The following is a 17635-nucleotide window of genomic DNA, read 5'->3' on the forward strand; positions in this document are numbered from 1 at the left end:
CTCTCACCGCCATTTTTTTGTTTCGAACGCGCCCTGGGTTTGTTTCTGCCCTTCGGTCAGCGCAACCAGATCGGCCATGTTCGCCGGCCGTCCCGCACGAATGTCATCCACGGCCTTGCGGAACGCCGTTACTACGCCGCGCACGTAGCTCTTTGAGCGTTGCCGCCCCTCGATCTTGAAGGCATGAACGCCCGCGTCGATAAGTTCGGGCAAGAGCCGCGAAAGGTTGAGGCTGATCGGTTCCTCGAAAGCATAGTAACCCTCGGAACGGTGCGGCGCGGTGTAGCGGCCCTTGCAGATCGTGGGATATCCAGCCTTCTCATCAGCGCCGAAGCAATCGATGGTGAAGCCCGCGAGTTTCGAAGACATTGAGCCATCCTCGTGGCGGGCATATTCCACGTCCGAGGCCGGGGAACAGACCCCGTCCATATTTGTGGACTGCCCCGTAAGATAATTTGTCAGGCTACACCGACCTTCGACCATCAGTCCGTGATTGCCGAAAATGAAGGTCTCAATCTCGCAGGGGATTTCCTTGCGGATCTCGCGGATCTCGGGGATCGTCAGGATGCGTGGTAGGACAACGCGCTTAACCCCGAAGTTCTCGCAGTAGTAGCGGATCGCCTCGGGGCTTGAGGCTGCGGCCTGCACGGACAGGTGCAGACGGATAGCGGGATGCGTGCGCGCGATGTAGTCGGCCACACCCATATCGGCGACGATGAAGGCATCGACACCAAGCCGCGCCCCGGTATCGGCTGCCTGTCGCCAAAGGTCGACCTTGCCCGCAGGCGGATAGGTATTGAGGGCCAGCAAAACCTTGGTGCCCTTGGCGTGGGCATAGGCGACGGAATCGCCCAGCTCTTCCGGGGTAAAGTTCAGCCCGGGAAAGTTCCGCGCATTGGTGGCATCCTGAAAGCCGCAATACACGGCGTCAGCGCCCGCATCGACGGCGGTGCGCAGCGCGGCTGGTGTCCCGGCAGGGCAAATCAATTCAGCGAGGCTCATCTCGGGTCATTTCCTTTCGCATCGTTTGGATAGGCGCGCCGCAGCCGGGCCAGTATCGCGCGACCGGGCGCCCCGAACATTTCGGCCGCTTCTTCGGCAATCGAGCCGTCGATATCATCCAGCGCGTTGCGCAGTCGCACTACGGCCTCGGTATCCCCCGAAACTTCGAGGTCGCGGGAAAAGAATGCAGCATCGCCATCTTCTTCCGAGTCAAGCAACTCCAGCAGCAGCATGAACTTCCCCCGGATCACTGCGCCCGCGCTTGGTGCGGCATGGCGCGGGACAGCGCGCAACACCAGCGCCTGCGGGTCGGGGCGCAGGTGGAGCGCAAAAGGAAGCTCTAGCGGATCGATCAGAAAATCAGTTGTTTGATGCGCACCCAGCCGCGCGAAAAGTGTCGGATGCCGAGACGCGATGCGCCGGACGACTCGGGTTAGGATCGGCTGCGCAAGCCCGCAGGCAAGTCGCGATAGGACTGCCTTGCGTTTGGGTGCATGGGGATGGGTATCGGAAGTCATGCTCATGATAGTGAGTCCCATTCTACAGCCGTACCGGGGCAGGTCACGATCGGGCTGACCGGCAGGAAATTGGGGTTGCGGATCGATCTCGCGGCCCTGCGGGGCCGCGAGGCGAATTGTCCAGTTGCGCTCATCGCCCGATCTCGAACCGGTGAAAGGGTGACATGCGTTGAACCCGTAGAGTGCAGGTCTCGCGCGGTGAGGATCGGGCCGAGCACCGGGGCGCGGCAAACCTTGTCATAGAATCGGAGCATGTGGTTGCGCAGCAAATCTTCGTTCAGACCTGTTCCTGCCATGATGGCAGCCGTCATGGCTGCCCGGGTAGAGGCGATCTGCGGTGATGCGCTGACAATGGCCATGGAATTCGGGCCTTCTCCATTTTCAATCGCAACTACGCCTACTAATGGGTATTGTAAATACCCATACGACAGCATCGAACAGCAACAATGCGTCTTGCCACTTCTACCGATTACGGTCTGCGCATGTTTATGCGCATGGCCGGTTCGCTCTCGCGCGCAATCAGCGGGCCAAAATTATGTACCACCTCACCCACGCCGCGTTGATCGAGACGCGACACTGCATCAGTATCCAGTTCGCAGTCATCCCGAGGCTGCGCTTTCCTGTCTGTATTCCGGGTTGACGGTTGGTCAGGGGGCGACAAGTTTTATCATCCGCCAAGCGTCCGTTGCATTAACGCCAATAACCCGCAGCTAAGGCTGATAGTGCTATCCGGTCATGCCGTGTCCGAGAACGGTCTGGCAACGAAGTCGATCTCGTTGATCACCCCGGTTTCGCAATTTTCGAACTGTCCTTTATGGATGGTGCAGAAGGTTCCGATGGCTATAAGCGGAGCCTTGGCTCCGGCGAGTGTGAGAAAGCCGCGCATGGATCGCAATCGCGGCTTATGGGCAACATGATCGATCTTGAGGCGACGGTTCAAGGTGCTCGCGCTCGATAGACCATTGCGGCCCGCGCTAGGAGCGATGTGCGCCATAGGCACGCCTACGCAACTAGGGCCAAACCTACCTATCCAGCGGTGGATGGGTGAGGCGTCGACAGTCACGCTCCGCTCGGCTAACGCAACAGTCCCTTTCTACCTAACACTTCGCGATAAAATCCTTCTCTTCGCAGTAGGGGCGCGCGCCAACGATGCTCGCGCCCGGACAGCGATCATGCGCAGGAATCGGTGCTGTGCCAGCTTGGCTATGTCCTTCGGAAACAGGTCGTGCAATCCGACATGTGCACCGGCATCAATAGCGCGGTTTATGCCGCAATCATGATAGAATCGGTTCAGCGTCGCGACCGAGTTCCCATCTAAAGAGCGCATGAGCATCAGGGCATGACTCTGAACTGCATTTCCATCCGGCATCGGGCGCCAGCGCTGTGCAGTTCCCGCGAACTTTCGCCCTGCTATCGTGATGTTGAATCGTCCGTCACAAAAGGCCCCCGGCACGGCCCCATAACTCGCGCTTATACCTGCATCAGAAAGAGCCTCGCAAATCGGAGAGGTTAGTTGCCTATAGGCATCCTCAAGCCCGAAAGCTGCGCCCGGAGGGGCGCGGAACAACAGCGATAAGTTCACAATGTCAGGGCCCTGCGGCACCAGATCGCCGCCTGTGGCGCGCAGATGAACCGGCCAGCCTGCGTCATTGGCGCGTGAACATGCGCGCTTAAATCCGGGTTGTCGGCTGAGGCTTGCGGGCGCAACCAGCGCGCGTTCGCAGGACCAAAGCAGAGCAGCGGCGCAGCAACGCCCTGCGGCGATGTTTGCCAAACGTGCAGCCTCCCATTCCAGTGCGTCGGCAAGCACCAATTCTCGCACCGGACTATCCACCGCTGTCATGGTCACGCGATCGTCCCGATCACGTCTCCCTTGCGCACAATGTCATTGGCCTGTTTCGTGATCGTCAGGACGCCATCGGCGGGCGCAGTCACTTCAAACTGCGATTTCTCGACCATGATCTCAGCGATCAACGCCCCCTTTCGCACGGTCGCTCCGTCGCTTGCCAGCCAGTTTGTAATAACGGCTTCCATACTGTCGTCCTGCCACAAATCCTGTGGCACCTTCACCTCGGTCGCCATGCGGCCACTCCTTTATGTGATGACCACGAATTACATCTTGCGATACGCGGCGATGATCTTGTCGGGATTGGGCAGGCAGAGCTGCTCCATATGTCTGGCATAGGGGATCGGCACATCCGGATATGTAACGCGTGCCGGGGACGCCTTGAGCTTTGAGATGTCATGCTCGGTCACGGTGGCTATGATCTCGCCTGATACGCCATAGCTGTGGTAATCTTCGTCGATCACAATAAGACGCCCGGTCTTAGCGACCGAATTGATCACCGTCTCACGATCAAGCGGAACCAGCGACACGAGGTCAATCACCTCGGCGCTCACACCTTCCTCTGCCAGCCTGTCAGCGGCCTTCAGCGCGTTATGGACCCCCATTGCAAGGCCGACCAGCGTCACATCGGTGCCCTCGCGCACGACCTTCGCCTTGCCGATCTCGACAATATAATCGCTTTCGGGTGTGTTGACGGTAGCGCCGGGTTCGGTGCTCAACCAACCCATCCCCTGCAACCCCTTGTGAAACATATAGATCACGGGGTTGTCGTCGCGGATCGCAGCGGTCATCAGCCCTTTGGCGTCATAGGCATTCGAGGGCGATATGACCTTCATTCCCGGCAGATGCGCAAAGGTGCCGTAGAGACATTGCGAATGCTGCCCCGCATCCGAATAGCCGCCACCGGTCGAGGTCATCAGCACCATCGGAACGGAGGCATTCCCGCCCGAGAAATAGGTATTTTTGGCCATCTGATTGTAGATCGCGTCAAAACAGACGCCGAAGAAGTCGACGAACATCAGTTCGACGACAGGCCGCATCCCGTCCATCGCCGCGCCCACGGCGGCGCTGATAAAGCCGGTTTCGGAAATCGGGGTGTCGCGCACGCGCTCCTTGCCGAATTCCTCGAACAGGCCGCGGGTATTGCCGAAGATGCCGCCGAAGCTGCCGATATCCTCGCCCATCACAAAGACAGTTGGGTCACGTTGCATCTCTTGCTGCATCGCCTCGGCCATCGCGCGCGCGATGGTCAGACGGCGTTCGTTTGTTGGCTGGTCAAGCATGGGTCAAATCCTTTCATGCCACAGATTTGTGGAGGTCGGAAAATCAGACAAAAACGGCGGTCAACGCATCGGTTTCCGGCGCATACTCGCTGTTGCGGGCAAAGGTGATCGCTTCGGCCACGCGGGCCTCGGCGCGCTCTTCAAGCTTGTCCAGGCTCTCGTTGGCATGGCCCTCAGCGATTAGGCGTTCGCGCATTTTGGGGATCGGATCCTTGGCAAACAGCGCTTCCTTCTCCCCTTTTGGGCGATACTGCTCCGCATCTCCCATGAAATGCCCTGCCAACCGATAGGTTTCGATTTCGATCAGCGTCGGACCCTTGCCGTCGCGGGCGCGCGCGATTGCCTGACCTGCGATGTCAAAGATCGAATAGGGATCGTTGCCGGGGATGTAATGACCGGGCATACCGTAGCCCGCCGCGCGCACATCATTGCGTGCCACGGCTGTCGCCTCGGATTTGGGAACCGAAATGCCCCAGGAATTATCCTCGATCACGAAGACTACTGGAAGCTTCCAGACCCCAGCGAGATTGAGAGCCTCGTGAAATGCGCCTTGGTTGGCCGCACCCTCGCCCAGAAAGGCGACCGCAATCCCCGGCTTTTTCTGCAGCTTGCGTGACAGCGCAGCGCCGCACGCTGGACCACAGCTTTCAGCGATGATGCCCGAACAGGCGAAATTCACCGCCGGATCGAACAGGTGCATGTGGCCACCCCGCCCACCAGACAATCCGGTGGATTTGCCAAATATCTCGGCGGCCATCCTTTTAAGATCCACCCCCTTGGCAATCGCCTGATGGTGCGGGCGGTGGGTTGCTGTTACAGAGTCACCAGCTTCCAGATGCGCACAAACGCCGACGGCTACCGGTTCTTGCCCGTTCGACAGGTGCATCTCGCCCGGTATCGGACCGTTGGCCATGTTGAACGCAGGGGTCTTGCCTTCGAGATAAACCTTCTCGATCGCTTCTTCGAAGCGGCGGCTGACCACCATGGTTTCATACATCCATAGTGATTGCTCTTTCGTCGGTTTCATGTGAGTCCTCCGATCAGTAGCTTTCGTGCAAGCGCACGAACCCGTTAACGCTAACCGGCATCCGGCAGTCCGCTTTGATATAGGTCAATGCAGGCTGCCGCCGCGTCACTTCTTTCCAGTTACAACGCGTATTGCTCGCGCGCGAATTTCCCGATGCCGGCAGCGTCCAATGCAGACAGCGGCGCGAGGAACGTCACCTGAATGACGCCCGGCGCACGACCGATTTCGATAGCCCCGTTGATGGTGGCGCGGTTTCGCACCTCGGGCACCGTCATGCCAAGCAGGTCGGCAGCTCGACCTAGACCGTTCTCGATCGCCTGATTTAGTGTCGGGCCAGTGCCGATAACCGAGATCGGAGCCGTTTCCTCCAACTGGTCGATGTCCCATTCCCGCGCCAGTGCGATGGCTTTCGCCTTTTCATCGGCGCTGAAGGGTCGGGCCATGGGCGGCAGATCGTCAAGCCGGGGAAACAGCACCGGACCGGCAAGGGTGCGGCCCTTGATCACCTCGACCTGCAATGTGACGCTGCCAGCCACATCCATCGTGTGCCCCGCGATCTCACCATCGCCCTGTCCGGCATGCATGTCACCGATATAAACGCCCGCCCCCGGCACCTTGACCGGAGTCAGTAGAATTGCGCCTTCGCGAACTGCATCGATATCCATGTGACCATCTGTGCGATGCTCATCCAACTGCTCAGCCGTCACCGCGTATTGGTGCGGGGCGCCAATCAAGGCCGAGCCAAAATCACCCGCATTGTGCGAGTCTGGCAATGGCATCGACGGGGTCGTGCCAAGTTGCCCAAGAAACGGTCGCATCCGGACCATCACTGCGGGCATGTCAGAGGGCGCATAGACGAGGATGGGGTGCTGAACCGAATGATCGGGCAGCGCTGCATAATGTTCGGCGTTATGCGCAATCTTTTCGGCCGCCTTCTTGGGCATGGTTACCCCAACACTGCGGGTCTCGTCGAAAACAACGGTGTATCCGTGAACCACCTCAAACGGCTTGACGGGATTGCCGCACTTGTCGCAGCGCACTGCGTCTGGTCCGATACCTTCGACATGGGTTTCAGGCCAGAGCGTGTCGCAATGCGGGCAGCGAGCCGCCACATAGGGATCGCCAAGACAGAACCCTTCGGGTGAGGAATCGTGACCCGAGGCAGTGGCGATCGCGGTCACGGTGATGTCGCGAATCCGGATCGCCAGCGCATCGCCTGGCTCTGCGCCATTCACGTAGACAGGTCTTGTGACTTCGTGTCCGCCGCGAAGACGCGGAGTGATCATTGGTCCCCAGCATCCCGGTGCGGTATTGGCGATGATCGTGCCGCCGTCTTCAACTGGTCCAAGCATTGGCTGCGATGGGTCCAGAATGCCGTTTGTAAATTCCTGTACGACAAGACTGCGCTGCGCTGTGCGGGGGCCGTTTTCAGTTTGATCTTTTGCCACGGGTGTCTCCTATCTGGGATAGGTGCCGGTCAGGTCGCGACCAGCGCCTGGTTGAGCGGAATCAATTGGCAACAGCGTTCGCAGCAAGCATGAGTGTCGAAAGACTGCGACCTCGAAAGGCGACTCGTTGCCTAGAACGGCGCTACCAGTCAGCTTCATCCTCGTTCTGAGATAACCGCGAGTCAATTGGTTTGACTGGCCGCGCATGCCTAGATCGGTTAGGGGGAAAATGTGTATCTGGTCGCTATCACGATGTCCGACATCCGTGCTGAGGACTGCATAAAGACCTCGTTCAATTGCTACTGCCCCTTGGGATAGGCGCACAGTCGAATGGCCCATGTCGTTTTTGAAAGTCATTCAAAGCTGACCCGGAGGAGCCAAGAATTGTCACTGACCGTTTTCGCGCCGCAGGGAACCCCGACAAAGTCGTTATTACAGCCGTAACTAGAAAGATTGTCACAATCGCGAACGTGCTTTGCGAAGCTCAATTTAAATGGGCCAACCACCACGCCTGAGGACTACTGTTGCTAGACGCTCGAGACCGGAAACCTTGACGTGTTCGCCGCAGCTCCGTTTTGCGGCCCGCCCAAAAACAAAAAACCCGGAGAAACCAAGTTTCTCTGGGTTTTTGTGACTAATTTTGGTGCCCAGGAGAGGACTCGAACCTCCACGCCTTGCGGCACACGGACCTGAACCGTGCGCGTCTACCAATTCCGCCACCTGGGCAGGTGTCGTGGAGCGCGATTTACAGAGCGGCGCAGGTGCTGTCAACGGGGCGCAGCACGAATTCTTGTACGACCGGCATGTTCGTCGCCTTTGGCCTTGTTCCTGTGAGGGCGAGGCGGTAATCAGGAAGCCAATTCTTTGCAAGGAAAGGCCTATGCGCATGTCCAAGCTGGTCACGATCTACGGCGGTTCGGGGTTTGTCGGGCGGTATATTGCGCGCAGGCTCGCAAAAGAGGGTTGGCGTATCCGGGTCGCCGTGCGCCGCCCGAATGAGGCGCTTTTCGTCAAGACTTACGGCGCTGTGGGGCAGGTTGAGCCCGTTTTGTGCAACATTCGCGACGAAAGCAGCGTGCGTGCCGCGATGATCGGGGCCGATGCGGTGGTCAATTGCGTCGGCATCCTTGTGAACGAGGGCAAGAACAAGTTTGATTCGGTTCAGGCGGCGGGGGCTGCGAACGTTGCACGCATCGCGGCTGAGCAGGGTGTTGCGAAACTGGTGCAGATTTCCGCGATCGGCGCGGATGCCGAGAGCGAAAGCGCCTATGCCCGCAGCAAGGCCGCTGGCGAAGCTGCCGTCCTTGAGGCCTATCCGAATGCGGTGATTCTGCGTCCGTCGATCATCTTTGGCAATGAAGACGGGTTCTTTAACAAGTTTGCCGCGATGGCGCGGTTTACGCCTGTTGTGCCGATCGCCGGAGGCGACACGAAATTCCAGCCGGTTTATGTCGATGACGTCGCCAAGGTCGCGGCGATGGCGACAAGCGGCGATGTCGCGTCCGGCATCTATGAGCTGGGCGGTCCCGATGTCGAAACCTTCCGTGATCTGGTCAAGAAAATGCTTGGCGTGATCAATCGCCGCCGCCTTGTTGCCTCGCTACCGTTCTGGCTGGCGGGCCTTATGGGAGGCGTATTTGATCTGGTGCAAACGGTCACGGGCGGGTTGATCGTCAACCGCATCCTGACGCGCGATCAGGTAAAAAACCTGCGCGCCGATAATGTCGTGGCCGAGGGTGCCAAGGGATTCGCCGATCTGGGCATCACGCCTACCGCGATGGGCGCGATCCTACCCGACTACCTGTGGCGCTTCCGTCCCGACGGCCAGTATGATGCGATCAAGGCATCGGCGAAAAACCTGCATAAGTCTTTGTGATTAGGCGCTGTTTGCGCATCCCGACCCTTTAACAAAGGCTGCTCAGATTGACCTATTTCAACGACGTCCTGCTTGGCGTAATCGAAGGCATCACCGAATTCCTTCCGATTTCCAGCACCGGGCATTTGTTGCTGGCCGAACATTGGCTCGGCGCGCGCTCGGATACCTATAATATTGTAATTCAGGCGGGCGCAATTTTGGCCGTGACTCTGATCTATTGGCGCCGGATCGTTGAGCTGCTGACCAACTGGAGTGACCCCGACAACCGCGACTATCTGGCGAAGCTGACGGTGGCGTTTCTGATCACCGCCGTGCTGGGCTTGATCGTGAAGAAACTGGGGTTCGAGTTGCCGACGACGATCCAGCCGATTGCCTGGGCGTTGGTGATTGGCGGCTTCTGGATGATTGCCGCCGAGCGGTTTGCCGAAAATCAGCAGGACCGCAGCGCTATTCTTTGGCGCGTGGCGATTGCCGTTGGTCTGGCGCAGATCGTGGCGGGGATATTTCCCGGCACCTCCCGCTCTGCGGCGACGATTTTCGCGGCAATGCTGCTGGGCACCTCGAACCGCGGGGCGGCGACCGAGTTTGCATTTCTGGTTGGCATTCCCACGATGTATGCGGCGAGCGGCTATGAATTGCTGAAACAATTCACCAGCGGCGGCGGCGCGCATGCTGAAAACTGGACGTCGATGGGTATCGCCTTTGTTGTTTCGACGGTGACGGCCTTTATTGCGGTGAAATGGCTGTTGGGGTTCATCCAGACCCACCGCTTTACTGCGTTCGCGATCTACCGCATCCTTTTCGGCGGGCTTCTTTTAGGATTATCTGCGACGGGGCTATTGGGCTGAGGGTGGCGAATCGGCCTTTGTAGCGGAGGCCGTGCGTTGATTTCTTCATCGATCCGGCATTTGGGTAAATGTTGCTGACCTAAAGCCAGCGATATTTTCAGCACCAGACCTCCGCAACTCGAATTATTTCGTATTTAGGTCAGCGTCACTTACTTTTATTGATGCGCGAAGCAGTGTAGCAAGTCTTACCCACAGTATTCCTAGGGAGACGCCGACATGGCCAAGCAGCCGATGCTCAAGTTCGTGAAAACGGCGAAAGAGATGCCTCAGAAGCGTGACGCCGATGTGCGCTCGCATGATTTTGACGAAATCTATCGCGAATTCGCGGCGGAAAAAGCAGCCGAGCAAGCCAGCCGGTGCAGCCAATGCGGCGTGCCCTATTGCCAATCGCATTGCCCCTTGCACAACAACATCCCAGACTGGCTGCGCCTGACCGCCGAGGGCCGGTTGCAAGAGGCTTACGAGCTAAGCCAAGCCACGAACACCTTCCCGGAAATCTGCGGCCGTATTTGCCCACAGGACCGCCTGTGCGAAGGCAACTGCGTGATCGAACAATCCGGCCACGGCACTGTCACCATCGGCGCGGTAGAAAAATACATCACCGACACCGCCTTTGATATGGGCTGGGTCAAGCCGATCAAACCGATGCAAGACCGCGCTGAATCTGTCGCCATCATCGGCGCTGGTCCCGGTGGGTTGTCGGCGGCAGATGTGCTGCGTCGTGCCGGTGTGCAGGTAACGGTTTATGACCGCTATGACCGCGCGGGCGGCTTGCTGACCTACGGCATCCCTGGCTTCAAGCTGGAAAAAGATATCGTCATGCAGCGCGTGCAGCAGCTTGAGGATGGTGGCGTCGAGTTCGTGATGAACTGCAATGTCGGCACGGATATCTCTTTTGATGCGATCCGGGGCAAGCATGACGCGGTTCTGGTCGCTGCGGGTGTTTACAAGACGCGCGAACTGACTGATCCAGGCGCGGATGCTGACGGGATCGTGCGTGCGATCGACTTCCTGACGGTGTCGAACAAGAAAAGCTTTGGCGACGAGGTGCCCGAGTTCGATAACGGCACGCTGAACGCCGAAGGCAAGCGCGTGGTTGTCATCGGCGGTGGCGACACCGCGATGGACTGCGTGCGCACGGCGATCCGTCAGGGCGCGACATCGGTGAAATGTCTCTATCGTCGCGACCGCGCCAATATGCCCGGCAGTCAGCGCGAAGTGCAAAACGCTGAGGAAGAGGGCGTCGAGTTCGTCTGGCTCGCAGCGCCTGCGGGCTTCGCGGGCAATCCGGTGGCTTCGGTCTCGGTGCAGCAGATGCGGTTGGGCGCGCCCGATGCCTCGGGTCGTCAAAGCCCCGAGAAAATCGAGGGTGGCATCTATGATGAGCCTGCTGAACTGGTGATCAAGGCGCTTGGATTTGAGCCCGAGAACCTGCCCGAGCAATGGGACGCGCAAGAGTTGGAAACAACGCGTTGGGGAACGGTTAAGGCCGAGTTTGGCACGCATGCCACCTCGATCCCCGGCGTTTATGCGGTGGGCGATATCGTGCGCGGCGCAAGCCTGGTGGTTTGGGCGATCCGCGACGGGCGCGAAGCGGGGGATGAAATCCTGCGCTATCTCGAAAATGTAGCGGCGGTGGCGGCCGAGTGATCGCGCCGCGACGACGTTTCAAAAAGGGCTGACATAACAATGAACGCAGGCGCAATTTTGTGGGCAATCTGTGGGGGGCTACTGGCCGTCCTGCCTGCGCATGCGGCCAATTTCACCCCGCCTAAAGGCTGCGAGGTTTACATGACTGCGCAGCTTCACAACTGTCAGGTTGCTAATTTCTACACCTGTGCGGCGGATGATGCGGGCGATCAATGGGTGTCATATGCCGATGGCGAGGGCACCTATTTCCTAAGTCACATCGATAGCGAAACCCGCTGGATCGAGGCGTATTCGCTGGAAACCGGAGAGATCGCTTTGATCGATCAGGCCGCGTCCAAAGACAACGCGTCGTTCAACGCTTTGTTGGCCTCGGGGCGCGATGATTATGACTTCATCACGCATAACAATTTCGCGCAAACCCTGCGCTATGTGGGGGTTGATACGCTGACGGGCGAAAGCGTTACGATTGATGGCGTGCCGCTGGAAAAATGCAGCTTTAATCTGAGCGAATATGATGCGCAGGGTCAAAAGCTATCCACCAGAAGCGGTCTGCAATATATTAGCCGGAAATATCGAATTTTCCTAAGCGGGCCGGAAAGTTACGAAAACGCCTCGGGTGAGAAGCAGTCTTTTGACGACAGCCCCGCGCGGTTTGATTTTCCCGGCGATCCGGGCTTTTCCACCGCAACGCCTGAATATGACTGCGACATGATGATGACGGGGCTTGCCCCTGCGGACGAGCGCGGATGAGCGCCGCCCCAACTTTGCCGAGTGCCGCCGAACATTGGCGCGCCGATCTAGAAGCCACAGGTTTAACGCTTTCTCCGAAGGAGGCCGGACATGACGAAATATGATGAATCCTGGGTTGCAGCCCAAGAAGCCAAACGCCAGTGGATGCATGAAAATTCGCTGTGGAAAGAAGGCGACGAAAAGGCCTCTTGCGGCGTTGGTCTGGTGGTTGCAATCGATGGTAAGCCCTCGCGCAGGGTCGTCGAAAACGGCATCGACGCGCTGAAAGCGATCTGGCACCGCGGCGCTGTGGATGCTGATGGCAAGACCGGTGACGGCGCTGGTATTCACGTGCAAATCCCCGCCCCGTTCTTTTACGACCAGATCCGGCGCACCGGGCATGAGCCCGATATGGAAAAGATGGTCGCTGTCGGTCAGGTCTTTTTGCCGCGCACCGATTTTGGCGCGCAAGAACGCTGCCGCACGATCGTAGAATCCGAAGTTCTGCGGATGGGCCACTATATTTACGGCTGGCGCCACGTCCCGGTGAACACGGCGGTGCTGGGGGAAAAGGCGAACTCGACCCGCCCCGAGATCGAACAGATCCTGATCCGCAACGAAAAGAACATCGACGACGAGCAGTTTGAGCGCGAGCTTTACATCATCCGCCGCCGGATCGAGAAAGCCGCCGTCGCGGCGCAGATCGCCGGTCTATACATGTGCTCGCTGAGCTGCCGCTCGATCATTTACAAGGGCATGATGCTGGCCGAGCAGGTCGCGGAATTCTATCCCGATTTGAAAGACGAGCGGTTCGAAAGCGCCTTTGCGATCTATCACCAGCGCTATTCCACCAACACTTTCCCGCAGTGGTGGCTGGCCCAGCCCTTCCGCATGCTCGCCCACAACGGTGAGATCAACACGCTTCGGGGGAACGTTAACTGGATGAAGAGCCATGAAATTCGCATGGCTTCCACCGCGTTCGGCGAAAGCGCCGAAGATATCAAGCCGATCATCCCGGCGGGCGCGTCCGATTCCGGCGCACTTGATGCAGTGTTTGAGTTGATGGTGCGCTCTGGTCGCTCGGCACCGATGGTGAAAACCATGCTGGTCCCCGAGCCGTGGTCAAATGATGAAACCATGCCGCAAGCGCTGCAAGATATGTATGCCTATTCCAATGCCGTGATCGAGCCGTGGGATGGCCCCGCCGCTTTGGCGATGACCGACGGTCGTTGGGTTTGTGGCGGGCTGGATCGCAACGGTTTGCGCCCGTTGCGCTATGTCATCACCGGTGATGGCGTGCTGATCGCAGGCTCTGAGGCCGGGATGGTGCCGATTGACGAGTCGATGGTCGTTGAAAAAGGTGCGCTTGGTCCGGGCCAGATGATCGCGGTCGATATGACCAATGGCAAACTTTATCACGATTCCGAGTTGAAGGATAAACTGGCCCATTCGCAGCCTTTCTCGGAATGGGTCAGCAAAGTCACGGATCTGAACGAACAGTTGCGTGAAGTGCCTGAAGCCCCGAAATTCGAGGGTGCCGAGTTGCGCAAACGCCAGATAGCGGCGGGCTATTCGGTTGAAGAAATAGAGCAGATCCTTGCGCCGATGGCTGAGGACGGCAAAGAGGCGATTGCCTCGATGGGCGACGACACGCCCCCGGCGGTGCTGTCCAAGCAATACCGGCCGCTGAGCCATTTCTTCCGCCAGAACTTTAGCCAGGTCACCAATCCTCCGATTGATAGCTTGCGCGAAAGCCGGGTGATGAGTCTGAAAACGCGCTTTGGCAACCTCAAGAACGTGTTGGACGAGGACAGCTCGCAAACTGAGATTTGGCTGCTCGACAGCCCGTTCCTTGCCAATTCCGAATTCGACGCAATGCTGGATCAGTTTGGCGAACAGGTCACAGTGATCGACTGCACCTTCGCGTCGGGCGGCAATCAGGAAACGCTGCATGATGGGCTGACGCGGATCCGCAACGAGGCCGAAGATGCCGTGCGCTCGGGTGCGCTGCATCTGGTGCTGACCGATGAGGGCCAAGACCCCGACAAAGTCGCGATGCCGATGATTTTGGCGACTTCGGCCGTGCATAGCTGGCTGACCAAGAAGGGCCTGCGTACCTTCTGTTCGATCAACGTGCGCGCCGCCGAATGTATCGACCCGCATTATTTCGCGGTGCTGATCGGGTCGGGGGCGACCACGGTGAACGCCTATCTGGCCGAGGATACGATTGCAGACCGGATCGCGCGCGGCTTGATCGAGGGAAGCCTTGTCGATGCGATGCGGCGTTATCGCGATGCGATTAATTCGGGCCTCCTCAAGATCATGTCGAAGATGGGCATTTCGGTGCTGTCCTCGTATCGCGGTGGTCTCAACTTTGAGGCTGTGGGTCTGAGCCGTGCGATGGTCGCGGAATATTTCCCCGGCATGCACTCGCGCATTTCCGGCATCGGTCTGCACGGCATTCAGCACAAGCTGGAACAAGTCCACGCCAAAGGCTGGAAGGGCGGGCAAGACGTGCTGCCAATCGGCGGGCTGTATAAAGCACGCCGCACGGGGGAGACCCACGCTTGGGGCGCGCAGACGATGCATATGCTGCAAACGGCGTGCAACCGCGCCAGTTATGATCTGTGGAAGCAGTATTCCGCGATGATGCGGGCCAATCCGCCGATCCATATCCGCGATATGCTCGATATCAAATCGCTGGGCAAACCGGTGCCGATTGAAGAGGTGGAAAGCATCACCTCAATCCGCAAGCGGTTCGTGACGCCGGGGATGTCGCTGGGGGCGCTCTCGCCCGAGGCGCACAAACTGCTCAACGTCGCGATGAACCGGATCGGTGCGAAATCCGACTCCGGTGAAGGTGGCGAAGATCCGGCGCATTTCGTGCCTGAACCCAATGGCGACAATCCAAGCGCCAAGATCAAACAGGTGGCGTCAGGGCGTTTCGGCGTGACCGCCGAATACCTGAACCACTGCGAAGAGCTGGAAATCAAAGTCGCGCAGGGGGCGAAGCCCGGCGAGGGTGGCCAGCTTCCGGGCATGAAGGTCACAGACCTGATCGCGCGGCTGCGGCACTCGACCAAGGGCGTGACGCTGATTTCGCCGCCGCCGCATCACGACATCTACTCGATCGAAGACCTCGCGCAGCTGATCTACGATCTCAAGCAAATCAACCCGCGCTGTAAGGTGACGGTGAAGCTGGTGGCCTCGTCTGGTGTCGGCACGATTGCGGCTGGCGTGGCCAAGGCCAAGGCCGACGTTATCCTGATTTCGGGGCACAATGGCGGCACGGGTGCCTCGCCCGCGACCTCGATCAAATATGCCGGTCTTCCGTGGGAGATGGGCCTGACCGAGGCGCATCAGGTTCTTGCGATGAACAACCTGCGCGAGCGCGTGACCTTGCGCACCGATGGCGGCTTGCGCACGGGGCGTGACATCGTGATGGCGGCGATGATGGGGGCCGAGGAATACGGCATCGGCACCGCCGCGTTGATCGCGATGGGCTGTATCATGGTGCGTCAGTGTCAGTCGAACACCTGCCCGGTGGGCGTGTGTACGCAAGACCCTGAACTGCGCGCCAAGTTTACCGGAACGGCGGATAAGGTGGTGAACTTGATCACCTTCTACGCGCAGGAAGTGCGAGAACTGCTAGCCTCAATTGGCGCGCGGTCCTTGGATGAGGTGATCGGGCGCGCCGATCTGCTGACGCAGGTCAGCCGTGGCTCGGCGCATCTGGATGATCTTGATCTCAACCCGCTGCTGATCACGGTCGATGGCTGGGACAAGATCGTTTACGACCGCTCCAAGCCGCGCAACTGGGTGCCTGATACGCTGGACGCCGAGATCATCCGCGATGGTGCGCGCTTCTTTGAAGAGGGCGAGAAGATGCAGCTGTCCTATGCCGTGCGCAACACGCTGCGCACCATCGGCACGCGCGCCTCAAGCCATATCGTCAAGAATTTCGGGATGCGCAACGCGTTGCAGCCCGACCATCTGACGGTCAAGCTGACCGGATCGTGTGGGCAGTCTTTGGGGGCATTTGCGGCACCGGGTCTCAAGATCGAGGTCTCGGGTGATGCCAATGACTACGTTGGCAAGGGCCTGTCGGGGGGCACGATTGTGGTGCGTCCGCCGATGACCAGCCCGCTAGTGGCGGCTGAGAATACGATCATTGGCAATACGGTCCTTTACGGTGCGACCGACGGGTATCTGTTTGCCGCAGGGCGCGCGGGCGAGCGCTTTGGCGTGCGCAACTCGGGGGCCAAGGTGGTGATCGAGGGCTGCGGGTCGAACGGCTGTGAATACATGACTGGCGGGATCGCGGTGATCTTGGGCTCTATCGGGCCGAATTTTGGCGCGGGGATGACGGGCGGTATGGCCTATCTCTATGATCCCGATGGCGCGGCCGAGGATCTGATGAACCTTGAAAGCCTCGTCACCTGCGGCTTGGGTCATCCCCACTGGGAAGCCCAGCTTAAGGGTTTGATCGAACGCCACGTTGCCGAGACCGGTTCGCGAAAAGCCGCGGATATTATGCAGCATTGGGCCAGCGAAAAGGCCAACTTCCTGCAGGTGTGCCCGAAAGAGATGCTGCTCAACCTGACGCACCCGCTTTCCGATGAGCCGCAGGCGATGCCAGCCGAGTAAGGGAACCCTTACGCAAACCAGACGTTTTAAACGGGCGGGGCTACAGGTCTCGCCCGTTTTGTATCTTTCTGGAGGTTGCCTGATGTCCGAGTTGCTTGTGATTGCCCGTGACAACGAAGAGGCGGCGTTTGAATTACGCGATACATTGCAAAACTTTCAGAAACAGGGTCTGTTTCGTGCCGAGGATATCGTTGTCGTGACGCGCGAAGACGACGGTGCCGTGCGCTTGCATCAGATGAGAAACACCACGGCGATGGGTGCAGTTGGTGGTGCTGTGTGGGGTGCTCTGCTGGGACTAGTGTTCATGTCGCCGGTCATAGGCGCTGCGATTGGGGCTGGAACCGGGGCAGTGGCCGGGCATGCCACCGATCTTGGAATAAATGACGATTTCATGCGCGAAGCGGGCACCAACCTGCCCCAAGGCGGCGCGGCGGTGTTCATGTTGATCCCCAAAGCGGGTGCCGAACCGCTGATGGCCCAGCTTCAAACGCTAGGTCACACCGACGCTATGATCAAGCGATCTGATCTACATCCCGATTTCCGCGACCGTCTTGCGAAGACTCTTGCTGCCGGGGGTGCAACGACTCTTGCTGGTGAAGAGCTGACTGCGGGTGCCGCTGGCAAGTCTGGTGACATCGTCGGGGGCTCGGTGCGTTAGGAAAATAAGGCCAATCGTACTACGAAGAGATAAGGCGGTGGCCAGCTTGCCATACTTCTGCCGTAATTTTGGCGCCTTTTTGGAAACAATAAGAGCAATAAAT

The 17635-nt window shown here is 58.9% G+C and carries 15 protein-coding genes and 1 tRNA gene; 6 read left to right on the plus strand and 10 right to left on the minus strand.

Going from position 1 to position 17635, the window contains the following annotated elements:
* Nucleotides 1–3: 3 nt before the first annotated feature.
* From ubiU to ACN0SD_RS01095, 10 genes are all read right to left on the minus strand, one after another.
* Nucleotides 4–1002, minus strand: coding sequence for a ubiquinone anaerobic biosynthesis protein UbiU (gene ubiU / locus ACN0SD_RS01050; protein WP_417806362.1), 999 nt, complete (start codon nt 1000–1002; stop codon nt 4–6).
* Nucleotides 999–1526 (minus strand): ubiquinone anaerobic biosynthesis accessory factor UbiT, encoded by a 528-nt coding sequence (gene ubiT / locus ACN0SD_RS01055; protein ID WP_417806363.1) that lies wholly within the window; start codon nt 1524–1526, stop codon nt 999–1001. Before ubiT ends, ubiU begins: the two co-directional genes overlap by 4 nt.
* The gene (locus ACN0SD_RS01060; RefSeq protein ID WP_417806364.1) at nt 1523–1879 is read right to left on the minus strand and encodes a hypothetical protein; all 357 of its coding nucleotides are present in this window, start codon (nt 1877–1879) and stop codon (nt 1523–1525) included. The genes ubiT and ACN0SD_RS01060 overlap by 4 nt, the downstream gene beginning before the upstream one ends.
* A gap of 374 nt (nt 1880–2253) precedes the next feature.
* Nucleotides 2254–2514 (minus strand): hypothetical protein, encoded by a 261-nt coding sequence (locus tag ACN0SD_RS01065; protein WP_417806365.1) that lies wholly within the window; start codon nt 2512–2514, stop codon nt 2254–2256.
* 99 nt (nt 2515–2613) lie between these two features.
* Entirely contained in the window at nt 2614–3363 is a 750-nt protein-coding gene (locus tag ACN0SD_RS01070; protein ID WP_417806748.1) for a lipoate--protein ligase family protein, read from the minus strand.
* A 2-nt stretch (nt 3364–3365) separates the two neighbouring features.
* Nucleotides 3366–3602, minus strand: coding sequence for a biotin/lipoyl-containing protein (locus ACN0SD_RS01075; protein WP_417806366.1), 237 nt, complete (start codon nt 3600–3602; stop codon nt 3366–3368).
* A 30-nt stretch (nt 3603–3632) separates the two neighbouring features.
* On the minus strand, nt 3633–4649 hold the full coding sequence (locus tag ACN0SD_RS01080; RefSeq protein WP_417806367.1) for an alpha-ketoacid dehydrogenase subunit beta: 1017 nt from the start codon (nt 4647–4649) through the stop codon (nt 3633–3635).
* 43 nt (nt 4650–4692) lie between these two features.
* Nucleotides 4693–5676, minus strand: a complete 984-nt coding sequence (locus ACN0SD_RS01085) for a thiamine pyrophosphate-dependent dehydrogenase E1 component subunit alpha (protein WP_417806368.1) — start codon at nt 5674–5676, stop codon at nt 4693–4695.
* Between the two features lie 119 nt (nt 5677–5795).
* Nucleotides 5796–7124 carry an acetamidase/formamidase family protein gene (locus ACN0SD_RS01090; RefSeq protein WP_417806369.1) on the minus strand — a complete coding sequence of 443 codons (1329 nt, stop codon included), beginning with the start codon at nt 7122–7124 and terminating at the stop codon, nt 5796–5798.
* Between the two features lie 641 nt (nt 7125–7765).
* Nucleotides 7766–7850: transfer RNA gene (locus tag ACN0SD_RS01095), tRNA-Leu, on the minus strand.
* Between the two features lie 160 nt (nt 7851–8010).
* Between ACN0SD_RS01095 and ACN0SD_RS01100 the strand changes: the two genes are divergently transcribed.
* The 6 genes from ACN0SD_RS01100 to ACN0SD_RS01125 all read left to right on the plus strand — a co-directional run bounded on the left by ACN0SD_RS01100 (nt 8011) and on the right by ACN0SD_RS01125 (nt 17532).
* A complete protein-coding gene (locus tag ACN0SD_RS01100; RefSeq protein ID WP_417806370.1) occupies nt 8011–9000 on the plus strand; it encodes a complex I NDUFA9 subunit family protein in 990 nt (329 codons plus the stop codon).
* Between the two features lie 47 nt (nt 9001–9047).
* Nucleotides 9048–9848, plus strand: a complete 801-nt coding sequence (locus ACN0SD_RS01105; protein WP_417806371.1) for an undecaprenyl-diphosphate phosphatase — start codon at nt 9048–9050, stop codon at nt 9846–9848.
* A gap of 216 nt (nt 9849–10064) precedes the next feature.
* A complete protein-coding gene (locus ACN0SD_RS01110; protein WP_417806372.1) occupies nt 10065–11498 on the plus strand; it encodes an NAD(P)-dependent oxidoreductase in 1434 nt (477 codons plus the stop codon).
* 39 nt (nt 11499–11537) lie between these two features.
* Entirely contained in the window at nt 11538–12248 is a 711-nt protein-coding gene (locus ACN0SD_RS01115; protein WP_417806373.1) for a hypothetical protein, read from the plus strand.
* A 90-nt stretch (nt 12249–12338) separates the two neighbouring features.
* Nucleotides 12339–16874: a glutamate synthase large subunit gene (gene gltB / locus ACN0SD_RS01120; protein ID WP_417806374.1), complete on the plus strand. Its 4536-nt coding sequence runs from the start codon at nt 12339–12341 to the stop codon at nt 16872–16874.
* 82 nt (nt 16875–16956) lie between these two features.
* Nucleotides 16957–17532 (plus strand): DUF1269 domain-containing protein, encoded by a 576-nt coding sequence (locus ACN0SD_RS01125; protein WP_417806375.1) that lies wholly within the window; start codon nt 16957–16959, stop codon nt 17530–17532.
* Nucleotides 17533–17635: the final 103 nt, after the last annotated feature.

Origin of the sequence: Thioclava sp., from assembly GCF_048263065.1 — a bacterium.
Classification (GTDB): domain Bacteria; phylum Pseudomonadota; class Alphaproteobacteria; order Rhodobacterales; family Rhodobacteraceae; genus Thioclava.

Excerpts from the sequence above, each read along its gene's own strand:
- gltB (WP_417806374.1), top strand. The coding sequence starts at position 12,339 with ATGACGAAATATGATGAATCCTGGGTTGCAGCCCAAGAAGCCAAACGC.
- ACN0SD_RS01100 (WP_417806370.1), top strand. The coding sequence starts at position 8,011 with ATGTCCAAGCTGGTCACGATCTACGGCGGTTCGGGGTTTGTCGGGCGG.
- ubiT (WP_417806363.1), bottom strand. The coding sequence starts at position 1,526 with ATGAGCATGACTTCCGATACCCATCCCCATGCACCCAAACGCAAGGCA.
- ACN0SD_RS01080 (WP_417806367.1), bottom strand. The coding sequence starts at position 4,649 with ATGCTTGACCAGCCAACAAACGAACGCCGTCTGACCATCGCGCGCGCG.
- ACN0SD_RS01075 (WP_417806366.1), bottom strand. The coding sequence starts at position 3,602 with ATGGCGACCGAGGTGAAGGTGCCACAGGATTTGTGGCAGGACGACAGT.
- ACN0SD_RS01115 (WP_417806373.1), top strand. The coding sequence starts at position 11,538 with ATGAACGCAGGCGCAATTTTGTGGGCAATCTGTGGGGGGCTACTGGCC.
- ACN0SD_RS01085 (WP_417806368.1), bottom strand. The coding sequence starts at position 5,676 with ATGAAACCGACGAAAGAGCAATCACTATGGATGTATGAAACCATGGTG.
- ACN0SD_RS01070 (WP_417806748.1), bottom strand. The coding sequence starts at position 3,363 with ATGACAGCGGTGGATAGTCCGGTGCGAGAATTGGTGCTTGCCGACGCA.
- ACN0SD_RS01060 (WP_417806364.1), bottom strand. The coding sequence starts at position 1,879 with ATGGCCATTGTCAGCGCATCACCGCAGATCGCCTCTACCCGGGCAGCC.
- ACN0SD_RS01065 (WP_417806365.1), bottom strand. The coding sequence starts at position 2,514 with ATGGCGCACATCGCTCCTAGCGCGGGCCGCAATGGTCTATCGAGCGCG.
- ACN0SD_RS01125 (WP_417806375.1), top strand. The coding sequence starts at position 16,957 with ATGTCCGAGTTGCTTGTGATTGCCCGTGACAACGAAGAGGCGGCGTTT.
- ACN0SD_RS01110 (WP_417806372.1), top strand. The coding sequence starts at position 10,065 with ATGGCCAAGCAGCCGATGCTCAAGTTCGTGAAAACGGCGAAAGAGATG.
- ubiU (WP_417806362.1), bottom strand. The coding sequence starts at position 1,002 with ATGAGCCTCGCTGAATTGATTTGCCCTGCCGGGACACCAGCCGCGCTG.